Below are 16,439 nucleotides of genomic sequence, written 5' to 3' on the forward strand. Positions count from 1 at the left end.
CATTAAAAATTATAACAATAATGCCATAGCGATGTTTACTCTAAAGGTAATAGATTAATGACTTATGAAGCAATGAAGCCGAAGATAATCGCTTCTATTGTATTATTTAATCATTCCTATGATGATATTAAGGATACATTGATCTCATTATGTCATGAGAATGGTGTTGAAAAAGTTGTCTTAGTTGATAATGGTGGTTGTCAATGGGTAACAGAACTGAATGAACCAAAGGTCAGTTATATTAAATCGCCTTACAATTGCGGATTTGGAGCTGGTCACAATCTGGCAATCAGGGCCAATGCAGATTTTGACGGCTATTTTCTGATCTGTAACCCGGATATTAGTTTCGCCCGGGGAGAGCTTGATAAGTTATTATCCTTTGCCTGGGATAATCAATTTACATTTGTCTCACCTAAAATTCTCTATAAAAACGGCGATCGGCAATACAGTTGCCGTTTATTACCCACACCGGTTAATCTTTTTTTACGGCGTTTTTTACCGACTACCGCGCTGAAGTTTGATCTTGAGTATGAGCTGATGGATGCCGAGTACGATAAGGTTTTCTCTCCACCTTCGGTCTCTGGCTGCTTTATGCTGTTAACGAATGCTCTGCTGCAACAGCTGGATGGTTTTGATGAGCGCTACTTCATGTATCTGGAAGATGTCGATTTATGTCGCCGCGCATTGCCATTGACCAAAATATATTATTGCCCGGAAACGACAATCATTCACGTTTTTAATAAAGGGTCGTATAAAAGCAAACTGCTGCTTTGGTATCATGTTCGCTCTGCTATTTCCTACTTTAACAAATGGGGATGGTTTTTTGACCGTAAGAGGCATGTATACAACAAAAAAGCCCTGCTTGAAATCCCCCGGAAGTTAAGTTGATTTTTCAGATAATTTTATTACGAGTTTAAAATGAAAAACCCGCATCAAAAACTTTCATCATCACCCGTAGAAATTGTGCGTAGTATTTCTGGCCACTGGAGTATTATCCTGCAGATGGCAAAGCGTGATGTTATCGGAAGATATAAAGGTTCAGTGATGGGCTTGCTTTGGTCCTTTCTGAACCCACTGTTCATGCTGACCGTTTATACCTTTGTTTTCTCAGTGGTGTTTAAAGCGCGTTGGTCGACCGGTGGCGATGAGAGCCGAACCCAGTTTGCGATAATCCTGTTTGTCGGTATGATTGTTCACGGTTTCTTCAGTGAAGTCATCAACAAAGCGCCACTGATTATCCTCAGCAATACCAACTACGTAAAAAAGGTCATCTTCCCGCTGGAAACCCTACCGGTGATCTCGCTGCTGGCGGCTCTCTTCCATACCTGCATTAGCCTGTTTGTTCTGCTGGTGGCCTTTGTCCTCTTTAACGGCTATCTGCACTGGACGATTGTGTTCCTGCCGTTAGTCTTCTTCCCGTTAATCATTTTCTGCCTTGGCTTATCGTGGATTCTGGCCTCATTAGGCGTTTTCCTGCGTGACGTGAGCCAGACTACGGTCATTATTACTACCGTTATGATGTTCTTATCCCCGGTGTTTTTCCCGATAAGCGCCTTGCCCGCGAAATATCATATCTGGATCATGCTTAACCCGTTGACCTTTATTATTGAACAAGCCCGCAGCGTTCTGATTTGGGGCGGGATACCTAACTTTTGGGGTCTCTTACTGTATTCCATGGGGGCATTAGTTGTCGCCTGGCTGGGTTTTGTCTTCTTCCAGAAAACAAGGAAGGGGTTTGCTGATGTCCTCTAATGAAATTGCAATTCAGGTCACCAATCTGAGCAAATGCTACCAGATCTATGCGAGTCCGACCGATCGGCTAAAACAGTTTTTTGTGCCAAAAATTCAGCAAGTCGCCAGAAGAGAGCGTAACTGTTATTTCCGTGAGTTTTGGGCTTTAGACGATGTCTCCTTTAGCATCAAGAAAGGAGAGACCGTCGGTATTATCGGTCGTAATGGCGCGGGTAAATCCACACTGCTGCAAATTATCTGCGGGACCTTAACGCCTTCCGCGGGTGACGTCCGGGTCAACGGGCGCATTGCCGCTCTGCTGGAGCTGGGCGCCGGTTTTAACCCTGAATTTACCGGGCGCGAGAACGTCTATCTGAACGGTTCCGTACTGGGGTTAACGAAAGATCAAATCGCGGCGAAATTTGCCGAGATTGAAGAGTTTGCCGATATCGGCCAGTTTATCGATCAGCCGGTGAAAACCTACTCCAGCGGGATGTACGTGCGCCTTGCGTTTGCCGTGCAGGCCTGCGTGGAGCCGGAAATTTTAATCGTCGATGAGGCGTTGGCGGTTGGCGATATTGGCTTCCAGTACAAGTGCTATAAGCGGATGGAAGCGCTGCGTGCGAAGGGCGTCACCATCATCATGGTGACCCACTCGACCGGAAGCATTCTCGAATATGCGGACCGCTGTTTAGTCATGGATCACGGTAAGCTGATTGGCGATACCACGGATGTTCTGGCGGCGGTTCTGGCCTATGAAAAAGGGATGATCCTCGCCAACGGGAGTGAGAAACCTGCCGTGGCCAGCAAGGCTGACAAGGGTTCCGTTGAAGACGTCAGCGTCGAAGAGCTGAAGGCGATTCAACTGCGTACTACCAATGAGGCGATTGGCGAGAAGCGTTTTGGGAGCGCGCGCGCAATCATCGAGGATCTGACGATTTATAAATCGGACGGCACCACCCTTGCTGAGAAGCCGCTGATTAAATCCGGGGAAGAAGTGACGTTTGATTTTTCGATTCTGGCTTCCGAAGAAATTAAAGATATCGCGTTAGGGATTTCAATGTCGAAAGCGCAGGGTGGAGATATCTGGGGTGACAGTAATATCGGCGCAGGTGCGGCGATTACGCTGCGGCCCGGTCATCAGCGTATCGTGTATAAAGCCACGTTACCCGTCAACTCCGGAGATTACCTCATTCACTGCGGGCTGGCTAAGGTTGGCAACGGCGACAGGGAAGAGCTCGATCAGCGGCGTCCGATGATGAAAGTTAAATTCTGGTCTGCAAGGGAGTTGGGTGGTGTGATTCACGCCCCGTTGAAAATTATTTCGAATGGAGAGTAATGATGCTGGCTGTATTTTTACCTCCTTATCCGTTCAGGGGGCTTAAAGCCCCTTATTTATGGCTGTTTTATAAATATCTTCACTGCGCAACCGACAAGATTTTGTTTATTACCGGTGAGGATTATTTAGACATCATAAATGATGACGCTCAGCATGGGCGTTGGGAATATGATCCGGCGTCGATGGCGTCGCTAGGATATGCGTTACCTACGGATGAAAGTATCGCGCGTCATGAGTACCTGCATCTCGATAATGGCCTATATGAAACGCTCCTTTCCCGTCACCACCACGATCCGATCGCATCATTTACGGCGTTTCTGACCGAGCGGATCCCTGAACTGGAAACAGAACTGCGCGTTTTGCTGGAGAGCAAAAGAGGCTTAGTTGACCAGGTCGATGCTTTTATCTCTATTTGCAACTGTCCTTCCCTGGAGCATCTCGCGAAGACTCTGGGGAAAGAGGTGATGCACATCGAGATTGGTCCGCTGCGTGCGCCGATGTATCGTAATACCGCCTATCTGGACTTTTCCGGCGTGAATGGGGGGACCGAGGCCAGCGAGCGGTATCAAAAATGCCAGTCCGAACTGGATATAAAGGCCTCGTTGGACGATTTGCACCGTTATTTTCTTGAGGCTCTACCGTCCACTGAAACTGCTACCCCTTCGGCGGCCGGCGTGGTGCTTCAGGTTGAGGATGATTCCAACCTGATTGCCTATAATCATGGCTTTACCAACATTTCACTGATTTCGTACGTTCGCCAGCTTTATGAAAAAGACGACATTCTGGTGCGTGCGCATCCGGGAAGTCTGTTCCGCTTAAGGGACGACGTTTTTACGATTGATGACTCAGCCAATAGCCTTGCCTTCATTAATAAGTGCCAGGAAGTGTTCACCATTAACTCAAGCGTCGGTCTTGAGGCACTGCTAACCGGAAAGAAAACCACGGTTTTAGGTGACTGCTCTTACTCTTTTATCAATGAATTAGCTGAAGCCCCAGCCAGAGTCAATGCGGCCGCGTTTTATCTCTTCTCTTACCTGGTGCCTTTTGATCTGGTTTTCAGTCAGGAGTACCTCAACTTCAGATTACGCCATCCTGAAGAACAAGAGATTGCCGGCAAGCATCTTGAATTTTACTCAGCTGATATGCCGGGTAGCCCATCCGAGGCTGCACATACCCTGTCATCATTGATAAATGAAGCTATTTCCCAAGACAAAGCGATGAGAAAGATTTTAGAAAACTCCCTGCAAGAACATAACAAACAGCTCGATTTGTTAAAAAACCAGCTTGCCGCGGAGGTGTCCGAACGTGAGAAACTGACGGCCACGCTCGCGCAACTACAGGACAAGGTCGAGATTGCGGCGCACGCCAAAGCGGGACTGATATCGGCCGTCGAAACGAAGCAGGAAGAAATCAACCGCATGCGTAATAGTCTGTCGTGGAAACTGACCATGCCAGTGCGTATGTCGGGCCGAATTTGCCGCGGCGAATTCGCAACGATCAAGGCGATGACCCGCCACCACGCGGCGTCGGGTAATGGGGCGTTATCGCGCTTCCTGCTCTCAGGTGGTCTTCTGTCAAAATCGAAATATAAAACCGCGCTGCGGCTCATTATGTCCGGTAACTGGAAAGGGGCCGCGGACGGTTTTAAACGCGTGATGAACCGCGCGGCGACAGATTCTGCGCCGGCAGCGACGTTTCTTGATAACGGCGACGTGCGGATCCTCGCAACGCAGCACACCTTATTCGTTGCTCATTTGATCGAGAAAAGTCTGCTGGAGAACGGTGTCACCGCACAGGTCAGTACCGCATACGTTGCAGAGCATGATAATGGTCAGCTGCATATCGTCGTCTGTCCGCAGATGTTTAAGCAACTACCTAAGCACTATATCGCGTTCCAGATGGAACAGTCGGTCAACTCCAGATGGTTCACCGAGGACTATTTCGCTCGCTTGAATAACGCGGTGGCGATATTTGATTACTCGCTGAAAAATATTGAATACCTGCTGCAACAGGGGATCCCCTATCAGAAACTATTCTATATGCCGATCTCCAGTTACGCAGATTATCCCGCTTATCTCTCGCAGATTGGCTATGACCTCAGTGAGAAGAAGGGTGATAAAGCCGCTGACGTTCTATTCTATGGCGATCCCAATTGCGAGCGGCGTAAAGCCTATCTGCAGGAGTTGAAGAAACATTTCAACGTAACCGTCGCTTCTGAAGTATTTGGCGATCGCCTGACCAAAATGGTTAAGGATGCGCGGGTGGTCATTAATATCCATTACTATGAGGATGCGCTGCTGGAGACGACGCGTTTGTATGAAACGTTGTCGTTAGGTACGCCGATCGTCAGTGAAAGCAGTTCGGATATTGAAGAACATCAGGACCTGCAGGGCATGATTGATTTCTGCCCGGTTGGCGATATCCAGGCGATGGTGGCAAAGCTGCAGGCACTGCTGTCTGATGAGCAACATTATCGCGAGACGCGGGCGGCTATTGCGCGCTTTACCGCGGAGGATAAGAAAAATAACGTCTATCTGAAGCGTTATTTACTGTCGATCGATAAGCTTACGTTCCCGCAGTACGAAAGCAGCTACAGCTTCGATGATATCGAGGAAAACGATATTCCACGTCTGTGTCTGTCGCTGTCGGAAACGCCGGCGCGCAGGAAGGCCTTCTTTAAGAGCCCTTCGCATGGCTTCCGCTTCTTTGACGGTATTCGTTATCGCATCGGCTGGATTGGCTGCGGGATGAGCTATAAATATATGCTTTCCGCAATGTTGGCCAGTAAAGCGAAAATGGGCATTATCTGTGAAGATGATGTGATTTTCCCGCTTGATTACGACCAGAAGCTGAATAAGATTATCGACCATCTGCAGACGACCGAGATCGAATGGCATATTTTTGCCGGTATCATCGCGCATCTTCATGACGATACCCGAATCATTGACGTCAGAGAGATCGACGGTATCGAATATGTCTATATCGATAAAATGACCAGCATGGTGATGAATATCTACTCACGCAGCGGGATGGCGCTGATTTCGCAGTGGGATGAAACCAACATCGATGCGGAGACCAATACGATCGACCGCTATGTCGAATCTGCGCAAGATCTGGTGGTGGTCACCACGGTTCCATTCCTGGTGGGATATGCGGAAGAGCAGCAGTCCACGCTCTGGGGCTTTGAAAACTCGCAATACACCTCGCTAATTAAGGCCAGCGAAGAGCTGCTGGCGAAGAAGGTGGCGGAGTTTAAACGCAACCGCTAGTTGTCAGCGGCGACCCCAGGGGGCGTATAGCAAAAGGCCGGGAGTTGAACGGGATCCTGAGTAAGGATGGTTCAACCCCGGCCTTTTTTATGCCTTAAATCTGCCGTTCTTACTGATGGCGGCTTTTTAAGTTGGCAATGATATCTTCCAGCGACAGCCCCTGGTCCTGCAGCAGCACCATCAGGTGATACATCAGGTCCGAGGCTTCGTTCTTCAGTTCGAACTGGTCATGCACCGTCGCGGCCAACGCGGTTTCCACGCCTTCTTCCCCGACCTTTTGCGCAATACGCTTGGTACCGCTGGCGTACAGCTTCGCCGTATACGAGCTTTCCGGATCGGCATGTTTACGTTCGGCCAGCAGCTGTTCCAGCTGATACAGGAATAACCACTGATGTCCTGTCTCGCCGAAGCAGCTGGACGTGCCTTTATGGCAGGTGGGGCCAATCGGGTTCACCAGCAGCAGCAGGGTGTCGTTATCGCAATCCGGGGTAATGCTCACCACGTTGAGAAAATTGCCGGAAGTTTCCCCTTTGGTCCACAGGCGCCGTTTGGTCCGCGAATAAAAAGTCACTTTACCGCTCTCTTCGGTCTTCGCCAGCGCCTCCTGATTCATGTAGCCCAGCATCAGCACTTCGCCGGAGATGGCGTGTTGCACGATAGCCGGCATCATGCCGTCGGTTTTTTCCCAGTCCAGCTGTTCACTTAACATACCCTAATCTCCACGCCCTGTGCTGCCAGGTACGTTTTCAGTTCACCAATATTAATAATCTGCTTGTGGAACACCGACGCCGCCAGCGCGCCGTCGACGTTGGCGTCGCGGAAGGCTTCAAGGAAGTGCTCCATGGTGCCGGCGCCGCCGGAAGCGATCAGCGGTACGTGGCACACGGCGCGGACTTTGCGCAACTGCTCAAGATCGTAGCCGTTACGCACCCCGTCCTGGTTCATCATGTTCAACACGATCTCGCCGGCGCCGCGCTTCTGCACTTCCTGCACCCAGTCGAGAGTTTCCCACCGGGTGACGCGGGTACGGCTCTCATCACCGGTGTACTGATTGACGTGATACTTGCCGCTTTCAGCGTCAAACCAGGTATCGATGCCCACCACGATACACTGCACGCCAAAGCGATCGGCGAGGCGGGTGATCAGCGTGGGGTCCGCCAGCGCCGGGGAGTTAATTGAAATCTTGTCGGCGCCGAAGGAGAGAATCTGCGCGGCATCGTCAAGAGATTTGATACCGCCGGCAACGCAGAACGGAATATCGATAACCTCCGCGACCCGCGATACCCAGCTCTTATCCACCACCCGGCCATCGCTGGAAGCGGTGATATCGTAGAACACCAGCTCATCGGCGCCTTCGTCGGCATAGCGTTTTGCCAGCGGCACGATATCGCCGATGATTTCGTGATTACGGAACTGAACGCCTTTCACTACCTGGCCGTCGCGCACGTCGAGACAGGGGATTATCCGTTTTGCCAGCATTGAATGGCCTCCGTTACGTTGAATTTATCTTCCAGCAGCGCGCGGCCGACGATCACCCCGCGCACGCCGGTTCCGCGCAGCGCGGCAATATCATTAAGATCGCCGATGCCGCCGGAAGACTGGAACGCCACCTGCGGATAGCGGGCGCACACTTCTTCATACAGCGAGACGTTAGAGCCCGCCAGGGTGCCGTCACGAGAAATATCGGTGCACAGCACGTGCTGCAAGCCTACCGGCAGATAGCTTTCCACCAGCTCTTCGAGGGTCACCCCCGAGTTTTCCTGCCAGCCGCTGACCGCCACCTGTTTATTGCCCTCGGCATCAATGCGCACGTCTAACGCCAGCACCAGATGCTGCGGGCCAAAACGCCGGAACCACTCTTTCACCGTCTCCGGGGATTTGACCGCGGTTGACCCCACCACCACCCGGGCGACGCCGGCGTCCAGCAGGGCGGCCACGTCCTCTTCGCTGCGCACGCCGCCGCCGACCTGCACCGGGACATCCACGCCGGCCACCAGCGTCTTGAGCAGGGCAATCTGGCGTTTCTGCGGATCTTTTGCGCCGGTCAAATCGACCAGATGCAGGACTTCCGCCCCCTGCGCGGCGTAGGACTGCAGGCGCGGCAGCGGGTCGTTGCCGTAATCACGCTGCTGGCCGTAATCGCCCTGATGAAGGCGGACTACCGTGCCGTCAATTAAATCTAAAGCCGGAATGATCATCACATCTCCAGGAAGTTTTTCAGCAGCTGCGCGCCGGCGCTGCCCGAGCGTTCCGGGTGGAACTGCACGCCAAAAAAGTTATCTTTCTGTACCGCTGCGGTGAACGGTTCGCCGTAGTTGCACTGTGCGATGGTGTAAGGGTTCACCGGCATGGCATAACTGTGGACGAAATAGAAATACGCGCCGTCATCGATGCCGCGGAACAGGCGGTTCCCGGCTTTCGGGTACACCCGGTTCCAGCCCATGTGCGGCAGCGGCAGCCCGTGGTCGGCCATTTTCGGCACCTCTTCTTCGATAATGCCCAGCAAATCCACGCCGTTACTCTCTTCGCTGCGCTGTCCCAGCAGCTGCATGCCGAGGCAGATGCCCAGCACCGGCTGGGTACAGGCTTTCACCAGTTCAATCAGCTCGCGCTCGCGCAACTGATCCATCGCCGCCTGGGCGGTGCCAACGCCGGGTAAAAATAATTTATCGGCGCGCAGCACCACATCCGGGTCGCGGCTGACCGCCGGCTCATAGCCGTGACGGCCGATCGCCGACTTGACCGAATTGAGGTTGGCGCAGCCGGTATCGAGGATCACCACGTTCATCACAGCACTCCTTTCGAAGAGGGCAGCGTATCGCCCTGCACGCGAATCGCCTGGCGCAGCGTGCGGCCAAAGGCCTTAAACAGGCTCTCGACGCGGTGGTGGTCGTTCTTGCCCTTGGTTTTCAGGTGCAGGGTCACCGCCATGGTATAGGAGAGCGAGCGGAAGAAGTGTTCCACCATCTCGGTGCTCAGGTCGCCGACGCGCTGATAGGCAAAGTCCGCTTTATATTCGAGGTGCGGGCGCCCGGAGATATCCAGCGCGCAGCGGGCCAGGCATTCGTCCATCGGCAGGACGAAGCCAAAACGATTGATGCCGCGCTTGTCGCCTAACGCCAGACGCAATGCTTCGCCCAGCGCCAGGCCGGTATCTTCCACCGTGTGGTGATCGTCGATATACAGATCGCCGCCGACGTTAATCTCCAGACGGAAACCGCCGTGGGTGGCGATTTGATCGAGCATATGATCGAAGAAACCAACGCCGGTGTGAATTTTGCTGCCGCCTTCGCGGTCCAGCCAGACCTTGACGTCAACCTGGGTCTCTTTGGTATTGCGCTCAACGTGGGCGTAGCGGTCGCGGCGGGTCAGCTGCTCGCAGATGGTCGGCCAGTTCAGCGTCTCACGGTCATAGCGCAGGCCGATGATGCCCATATTGTCCGCCAGCTCAACGTCGGTGGCGCGATCGCCGATGACATAGCTGTGGGCTTTATCCATCACCCCGTCTTCCAGCCACGGCAGCACCAGCTGAGTCTTCGGCTTGCGGCACGCGCAGTTGTCGGCCGGGAGGTGCGGGCAAATCAGCACCTCTTCGAAGTCGACGCCCTGCGAAGAGAACACCTGCATCATCAGGTTATGCGGGCCGTCGAACGCCTCCTGCGGCAGGCTATCGGTCCCCAGACCGTCCTGATTGGTGATCATCACCAGTTTGTAGCCTTCCTGTTGTAATTTCAGCAGGGCCGGGATCACCTGCGGCTCAAAGGCCAGCTTGTCAAAGCGGTCTACCTGAAAATCAACCGGTGGCTCAGAAATCAGCGTACCGTCACGGTCAATAAAGAGAAACTTCTGGGTCATACATTCTCCGCAGTCAAGGCGTCAATCACGCGCTGGCTCTCTGCACGGGTACCGATAGTGATACGCAAACAGCCGCTTAATGAGGGTTGTTTATTTTGGTCTCGTAAGATAATGCCCTGATCCCACAAAGATTTAAACACCGCGCTGGACGCTTTAACGCGCACGAGGAGGTAGTTGGTCTCGGAATCGAAAACCTGCTCAATGCAGGCGATGCCGCGCAGCTGGCTTACCAGGTACGCACGCTCATCGAGGATCTGCGCTACGCGCTCCCGCATCGCGGCAATCCCGGCGGCGTTGAGCGCCTGGGCGGCGATATCGGCCACCGGCGTCGACAGCGGGTAGGGGGCGATGACTTTCAGCAGCAGGCTAATCACCTCGGCGTTCGCCAGGGTAAAGCCGCAGCGCAGCCCGGCGAGGGCAAACGCTTTCGACAGCGTACGCAGCACCACCAGGTGCGGGTAGTCGCTCAGCCAGCCGGCCAGCGTCGCCTGCGGACAGAACTCGATATAGGCTTCATCGGCCACCACAATCGCTTTCCCGCGGGTCATCTCCAGCAGCGTGCGCATATCGTTGGGGTTAATAATCTGCCCGGTCGGGTTGTTCGGGCTGCAGACAAACACCACCTTCACGCCGTCGAGATTCGCGGCGATGCCGGGCAGATCGAGCTGCCAGTCGCTCAGGCTCGGCACCGTCCGGCAGGCCACGCCGATGGTTTCGGCGCTGACGCTATACATCCCATAGGTCGGCGGGCAGTAGAGCACCGCATCCCGCCCCGGTTCGCAGAAGGCGCGGATCAGCAGTTCAATGCCTTCATCGGCGCCGCGGCTGACCAGAACCTGCTCCGGCTTGACGCCGGCATAGCGGGCGTAATTCTCAATCACCGCTTTCGGCTGGCATTCCGGGTAGCGGTTCAGCGTTTGCTGCGTCAGCTGAAATTCGACGGCGGTCGGAAACTCATTGGCGTTCAGCCAGACATCGCCTTTGCCGCCCAGACGGCGAGCAGACTGATAAGGCGTCAGATCGCGCACGTTAGCGCGGGCTAAATCTTCGATGCTCATGCTTGCTCCTTAAGGGCTGCAACGCGCAGCGTAACGGCATTTTTGTGGGCGGTCAGGCGCTCTGCGGCGGCCAGGATCTCGATGGTAGAGGCGAGGGCGGCGAAACCTTCGCGCGACAGCTCCTGCACGGTCATCCGCTTCTGGAAATCCGCCAGGCCAAGGCTTGAGCAGGTTGCGGTATAGCCGTAGGTCGGCAGCACGTGGTTGGTGCCGGAGGCGTAATCGCCGGCGGATTCCGGCGACCAGTCGCCGAGGAACACCGAACCGGCGCTGGTTATGCCGTCGACCAGCTCACGGGCGTTGCGGGTCTGGATAATCAGGTGCTCCGGGCCATACTGGTTGGAAATCTCGACGCACTGGGCAAGATCGCGGGCCACGATGATGCGGCTGGCGGAGAGCGCCTCGCGCGCGGTCTCCGCGCGCGGCAGTTCCGCCAGCTGGCGCTCAACGGCGCGGGCGACCTGCTCGCCCATCGCCGCATCCGGGGTCAGAAGGATAACCTGGGAATCCGGGCCGTGTTCCGCCTGCGACAGCAGATCGGAGGCGACAAAGTCCGGCGTCGCGCCGCTATCGGCAATGACCAGCACCTCTGACGGGCCCGCGGGCATATCGATGGCCGCGCCGTCCAGACGCTGGCTGACCTGGCGTTTGGCTTCGGTGACGAAGGCGTTGCCCGGGCCAAAGATTTTGTCGACTTTCGCCACCGAGTCGGTGCCGAACGCCAGCGCGGCAATCGCCTGCGCGCCGCCGACGTTAAAGATATTGCGCACGCCGCACAGCTGGGCGGCATAGAGGATCTCATCGGCAATCGGCGGCGGAGAGCAGAGCACCACCTGCTGGCAGCCGGCGATCCGCGCCGGAGTCGCCAGCATCAGGACCGTGGAGAACAGCGGGGCGGAACCGCCCGGAATATATAAGCCGACGGAGGCGATAGGCCGGGTCAGCTGTTGGCAGCGTACCCCCGGCAGCGTTTCGACATCCACCGGCGCCAGCTTTTGCGCGTTGTGGAAGGTTTCGATATTTTTTACCGCCACCGCCATCGCCTGTTTCAGCTCATCGCTGAGGCGATCGCCGGCGGCGGCAATCTCTTCGGCGGTGACTTTCAGCGTTTTGACGTCGGTTTTATCAAACTTCGCGCTGTACTCGCGCAGCGCCGCGTCGCCGTTGTTTTTCACGTTATCAAGAATTTCCGCCACCGTACGGCTGATGCTGTCGGATGCGGAGATCGCCGGGCGCATTAAGAGTTGTTGCTGTTGTTCTGCGCTGCAGCTGTTCCAGTCGATGATTGTGTTGAAGCTCATGATCGTTTCCCCCTGTTTAACCCGGTTCCCGGCTTGCGCCGGGCGCGTTGGCTTACTCCATCATCTTCTCGATCGGCAGCACCAGAATCGAGCTGGCGCCCAGCGCTTTCAGTTTTTCCATGGTTTCCCAGAACAGGGTTTCGCTGCTGACCATGTGCATCGCGACGCGCTGTTTATCCCCCGCCAGCGGCAGAATGGTCGGGCGCTCGGCGCCAGGCAGCAGGGCCACTACTTCTTCCAGGCGCTCGGTCGGCGCGTGCATCATGATGTATTTGGATTCGCGCGCCTGAATCACCCCCTGGATACGCGTCAGCAGGCGGTCGATCAGCTGCTGTTTGCCATCGGCCATCTCGCCGTCGCGCTGGATCAGACAGGCTTTGGAACGGAACATCACTTCCACTTCGCGCAGGCCGTTGGCTTCAAGGGTGGCGCCGGTTGATACCAGGTCGCAAATCGCGTCGGCGAGGCCGGCGCGCGGGGCGACTTCAACTGAACCGTTCAGCAGACAGGATTTAAAGGAGATGCCTTTCTGGTCGAGGTAGCGCTTGAGCAGGTGCGGGTAGGAGGTGGCAATGCGTTTGCCATCCAGCGCCGCCGGGCCGTCCCAGCGTTCATCCGCCGGAGTCGCCAGCGACAGGCGGCAGCCGCCAAAATCCAGGCGACGCAGGGTGAAGTAGCGCGGGTCTTCGCCCTGAGCGCGGCGGCTCAGCAGCTCTTCTTCCAGCACGTTCTCGCCGATGATGCCGAGATCCACCACGCCGTCCATAATCAGCCCCGGGATATCGTCATCACGCACGCGCAGAATATCGATCGGCATATTTTCCGCCAGCGCAATCAGGCGCTGGGTGTGCAAATTCACTTTGATGCCGCAGCGGCTGAGTAATTCGCGTGAATCTTCGCTTAAACGCCCTGATTTCTGAATAGCTATGCGTAAACGGCTGTTGTCTAACATTCTTATTTCCTCTTAATTCCTGTCTGAATCTGGCCGAATTTGGTTCAAAAAAAAAGCCCCCGGAAGTAAATCTTCCGGGGGCTCTATTCGCGCTCATGCACCTCTGGAAGATCTAAACGTCTTCCAGCACACATCGCCTGAAAGACTAGTCAGGATGATGGTGATGATGGTGGTGTTTAAATTGAACGCGGTTCATAAAATTCTCTTTGAATGACTATGCATTTGATGCCTTTTAACCTAAACCACTTCAAGCGCAGAAAGCAAGGGCTTTTTACTATCATTAATTCATTTCATATTCACTGAAGAAATTGTCAGTTGCCGCCGGCTGGCGTAGCCTTAAGTCAGCACAGCGAAAGAGTCAGGAGCCAGGGTATGAAAAAGGTCGCAATTGTCGGTTTAGGATGGCTGGGGATGCCACTTGCCCTGTCATTAAGCGCACGCGGATGGCAGGTTACCGGCAGTAAAACCACCGAGGATGGCGTGGAGGCGGCGCGGATGTGCGGTATCGAAAGCTATCCGTTACGCCTGGAGCCGCAGCTGGTTTGTGATACCGAAGATCTGGATGCGTTAATGAACGTCGATGCGCTGGTGATCACGCTGCCGGCCCGCCGCACCGGGCCGGGGGAAGAGTTTTATCTGCAGGCGGTGCAGGAGCTCGTCGATACCGCTCTGGCCCATCATATACCGCGGATCATTTTTACCAGTTCGACCTCCGTCTACGGCAATGCCAGCGGTACGCTGAAAGAGAATTCGCCGCGCGACCCGCAAACCGCCAGCGGCAGGGTACTGAAAGAACTGGAGGACTGGCTGCATAACCTCCCCGGGACCTCGGTGGATATTTTGCGTCTGGCCGGGCTGGTGGGGCCATCCCGCCATCCGGGGCGCTTCTTTGCCGGGAAATCCGCGCCGGATGGTCAGCATGGCGTGAATCTGGTCCATCTGCAGGATGTCATTGCGGCGATCGAACTGCTGCTGCAGGCCCCGAAGGGTGGACACATCTATAATATATGTGCGCCCAAACATCCGGCGCGCGGCGTTTTCTACCCGCAAATGGCCCGCGAACTCGGCCTGCCCGCCCCGGTGTTTGCTGATAATCCCGCCGGCGGCACGGGTAAGCTTATCGATGGCAACCGTATCTGCTACGAACTGGGGTTTGAGTATCAGTACCCCGATCCGCTGGTGATGCCGATGGAGTAATCCGCCAGCGGGAAATCGCGTACCTAAGGGGGGGCGATGAAACCACTGCTGGATGTCCTCGTTATTCTTGATGCGCTGGAAAAAGAGGGGAGCTTTGCCGCAGCCTCGGCAAAGCTCTATAAAACGCCTTCTGCGCTGAGCTATACCATCCACAAGCTGGAAAGCGATCTTAATATCCAACTGCTTGACCGCAGCGGTCATCGTGCGCGCTTTACCCCTACCGGGCAGATGCTGCTGGAAAAGGGGCGGGAAGTGCTGCATACCGCCCGCGAGCTGGAGCTACAGGCGGTTAAGCTACATCAGGGCTGGGAAAATGCGCTGGTGCTGGCCGTAGATAGTGCCTTTCCTTTCTTTTTACTGCCGCCTCTGGTTAGTCAGTTCTATCAGCAGCACACGCTGGCGCAGCTGCGCTTTCTCCGCGCCAGGGCGGCTACCGGCTGGGATGCGCTGCTGGAGGGGCGAGCGGATATGGTGCTGGGGGCGTTAAGCGACCCTCCATCGCTCGGCGGCTACGGTTTCAGCCTGCTGGGCGAACTGGAGCATGTTTTTGTCGTGGCGCCGGGACATCCGCTGGCGCAGATGGACGCGCCGCTGAGCTGGCGGGTGATGAAGCGTCATCGGGCAATCGTCAGCGGGGGAAGCTGGCCGGCGGTCGGTGAGCAGGAGCAGCTGGCGACGTTTGATTTCTCCGGCCAGTTAATGCTGATCTCCGCCGGGCTCGGCTGGGGATATGTCCCGCGCTATCTGGCGCAGGCGCAGCTGGATAGCGGCGAGCTTATCGAGAAGGCGGTTGCCTCGCATGCGCCTTTGCATCGGGCGTGGCTGGGCTGGAATGAAGACAGCGCCGGGCGCTCCTGCGCCTGGTGGCGCAGCGAGATTTTAGCAAATAATGCTATCCACACGATCTACAATACTAAAATTGCATAAATATTAATCGGTTAAATAATTGTAGCGCTGATTTGCTGCTGCAACATCTTGTCATCCAGCCAGAAAATGTTGCAAAATACGCGGCCTGAAAAATAGAAACTAGCCGACGCTTTTTTAAAGCGTCGGTTATTTTTTTGCTTTTAAGACACATCATTCAATACCAAGAGGCCGGGCTTCGTACCGGATAGATATTTACTAAAAACCGACAGTCGTTGTCGCTGAGGAATACACTGAAATGGGGCAATTTTTTGCTTACGCGATGGCCTTCGCCGTAAAAGGGGATAACCACCATGTCGCATAACGCTACTCCAAACACCTCTCGCGTGGAATTACGTAAAACGCTTACGTTGATTCCGGTTGTAATGATGGGCCTGGCCTATATGCAGCCGATGACGCTGTTCGATACGTTTGGTATCGTCTCTGGTTTGACCGACGGTCACGTCGCGACGGCCTACGCCTTCGCGTTGATCGCGATTCTCTTTACGGCGCTGAGCTACGGTAAACTGGTGCGTCGTTTCCCGTCAGCGGGTTCCGCTTACACCTACGCCCAGAAATCCATCAGCCCGGCGGTTGGCTTTATGGTGGGCTGGTCATCGCTGCTGGACTACCTGTTCATGCCGATGATCAACATTCTGCTGGCGAAAATTTATTTTGAAGCGCTGGTGCCTTCCGTACCATCGTGGATTTTCGTTGTCGCGCTGGTGGCCTTTATGACCATCTCTAACCTGCGCAGCATCAAGACCGTGGCGAACTTCAACACCCTGATCGTTATCCTGCAGATGGGGATCGTGGCGGTGATTGTTGGCCTGA

General features: G+C 54.9%; 16 protein-coding genes and 1 other annotated feature. Of the genes, 7 read left to right on the forward strand and 9 right to left on the reverse strand.

Annotation, left to right across the window (positions count from 1 at the left end):
- Positions 1 to 57: 57 nt before the first annotated feature.
- Genes ACI2JR_RS17300 through ACI2JR_RS17315 form a run of 4 tightly spaced genes read left to right on the forward strand, consistent with a single transcriptional unit; the run spans position 58 to position 6,339 of the window.
- Positions 58 to 888 carry a glycosyltransferase gene (locus ACI2JR_RS17300; protein ID WP_432801839.1) on the forward strand — a complete coding sequence of 277 codons (831 nt, stop codon included), beginning with the start codon at positions 58 to 60 and terminating at the stop codon, positions 886 to 888.
- 30 nt (positions 889 to 918) lie between these two features.
- The gene (locus tag ACI2JR_RS17305; RefSeq protein WP_087848938.1) at positions 919 to 1,752 is read left to right on the forward strand and encodes an ABC transporter permease; all 834 of its coding nucleotides are present in this window, start codon (positions 919 to 921) and stop codon (positions 1,750 to 1,752) included.
- Entirely contained in the window at positions 1,742 to 3,070 is a 1,329-nt protein-coding gene (locus ACI2JR_RS17310; RefSeq protein WP_432801838.1) for an ABC transporter ATP-binding protein, read from the forward strand. The genes ACI2JR_RS17305 and ACI2JR_RS17310 overlap by 11 nt, the downstream gene beginning before the upstream one ends.
- Before the next feature lie 2 nt (positions 3,071 to 3,072).
- Positions 3,073 to 6,339 carry a glycosyltransferase gene (locus tag ACI2JR_RS17315; protein ID WP_462479080.1) on the forward strand — a complete coding sequence of 1,089 codons (3,267 nt, stop codon included), beginning with the start codon at positions 3,073 to 3,075 and terminating at the stop codon, positions 6,337 to 6,339.
- 109 nt (positions 6,340 to 6,448) lie between these two features.
- Here the strand turns inward: ACI2JR_RS17315 and hisIE are convergent, their stop codons facing one another.
- The 9 genes from hisIE to hisL form a co-directional block, all read right to left on the reverse strand.
- The gene (hisIE, locus tag ACI2JR_RS17320; RefSeq protein WP_132725200.1) at positions 6,449 to 7,048 is read right to left on the reverse strand and encodes a bifunctional phosphoribosyl-AMP cyclohydrolase/phosphoribosyl-ATP diphosphatase HisIE; all 600 of its coding nucleotides are present in this window, start codon (positions 7,046 to 7,048) and stop codon (positions 6,449 to 6,451) included.
- The gene (hisF, locus tag ACI2JR_RS17325; RefSeq protein ID WP_132725198.1) at positions 7,042 to 7,818 is read right to left on the reverse strand and encodes an imidazole glycerol phosphate synthase subunit HisF; all 777 of its coding nucleotides are present in this window, start codon (positions 7,816 to 7,818) and stop codon (positions 7,042 to 7,044) included. Before hisF ends, hisIE begins: the two co-directional genes overlap by 7 nt.
- Positions 7,800 to 8,537 (reverse strand): 1-(5-phosphoribosyl)-5-[(5-phosphoribosylamino)methylideneamino]imidazole-4-carboxamide isomerase, encoded by a 738-nt coding sequence (gene hisA, locus ACI2JR_RS17330; protein WP_132725196.1) that lies wholly within the window; start codon positions 8,535 to 8,537, stop codon positions 7,800 to 7,802. The genes hisF and hisA overlap by 19 nt, the downstream gene beginning before the upstream one ends.
- Positions 8,537 to 9,127: an imidazole glycerol phosphate synthase subunit HisH gene (gene hisH, locus ACI2JR_RS17335; protein ID WP_048336079.1), complete on the reverse strand. Its 591-nt coding sequence runs from the start codon at positions 9,125 to 9,127 to the stop codon at positions 8,537 to 8,539. Before hisH ends, hisA begins: the two co-directional genes overlap by 1 nt.
- Positions 9,127 to 10,194: a bifunctional histidinol-phosphatase/imidazoleglycerol-phosphate dehydratase HisB gene (gene hisB / locus ACI2JR_RS17340; protein WP_048336077.1), complete on the reverse strand. Its 1,068-nt coding sequence runs from the start codon at positions 10,192 to 10,194 to the stop codon at positions 9,127 to 9,129. The genes hisH and hisB overlap by 1 nt, the downstream gene beginning before the upstream one ends.
- Entirely contained in the window at positions 10,191 to 11,252 is a 1,062-nt protein-coding gene (gene hisC, locus ACI2JR_RS17345; protein ID WP_132725194.1) for a histidinol-phosphate transaminase, read from the reverse strand. The genes hisB and hisC overlap by 4 nt, the downstream gene beginning before the upstream one ends.
- The gene (hisD, locus tag ACI2JR_RS17350; RefSeq protein WP_132725192.1) at positions 11,249 to 12,553 is read right to left on the reverse strand and encodes a histidinol dehydrogenase; all 1,305 of its coding nucleotides are present in this window, start codon (positions 12,551 to 12,553) and stop codon (positions 11,249 to 11,251) included. The genes hisC and hisD overlap by 4 nt, the downstream gene beginning before the upstream one ends.
- A 52-nt stretch (positions 12,554 to 12,605) precedes the next feature.
- Positions 12,606 to 13,505, reverse strand: a complete 900-nt coding sequence (gene hisG, locus ACI2JR_RS17355) for an ATP phosphoribosyltransferase (RefSeq protein ID WP_132725190.1) — start codon at positions 13,503 to 13,505, stop codon at positions 12,606 to 12,608.
- A gap of 47 nt (positions 13,506 to 13,552) precedes the next feature.
- Positions 13,553 to 13,675: a sequence feature (His leader region), on the reverse strand.
- Positions 13,651 to 13,701 carry a his operon leader peptide gene (hisL, locus tag ACI2JR_RS17360; RefSeq protein WP_004899375.1) on the reverse strand — a complete coding sequence of 17 codons (51 nt, stop codon included), beginning with the start codon at positions 13,699 to 13,701 and terminating at the stop codon, positions 13,651 to 13,653. Its footprint overlaps the feature before it by 25 nt.
- Before the next feature lie 176 nt (positions 13,702 to 13,877).
- On the opposite strand from hisL, the gene ACI2JR_RS17365 reads away from it, so the two are divergent.
- The 3 genes from ACI2JR_RS17365 to ACI2JR_RS17375 form a co-directional block, all read left to right on the forward strand.
- Entirely contained in the window at positions 13,878 to 14,702 is an 825-nt protein-coding gene (locus ACI2JR_RS17365; protein WP_132725188.1) for an SDR family oxidoreductase, read from the forward strand.
- Between the two features lie 36 nt (positions 14,703 to 14,738).
- Positions 14,739 to 15,629, forward strand: coding sequence for a LysR family transcriptional regulator (locus tag ACI2JR_RS17370; protein WP_462479075.1), 891 nt, complete (start codon positions 14,739 to 14,741; stop codon positions 15,627 to 15,629).
- Positions 15,630 to 15,919: 290 nt separating this feature from the next.
- A partial coding sequence (locus ACI2JR_RS17375) for an APC family permease (protein ID WP_462479076.1) occupies positions 15,920 to 16,439 on the forward strand: 520 nt, incomplete at its 3' end.

Source organism: Klebsiella sp. NPDC088457, from assembly GCF_044900465.1.
In the GTDB taxonomy this organism is placed as follows: Bacteria; Pseudomonadota; Gammaproteobacteria; order Enterobacterales; family Enterobacteriaceae; genus Klebsiella.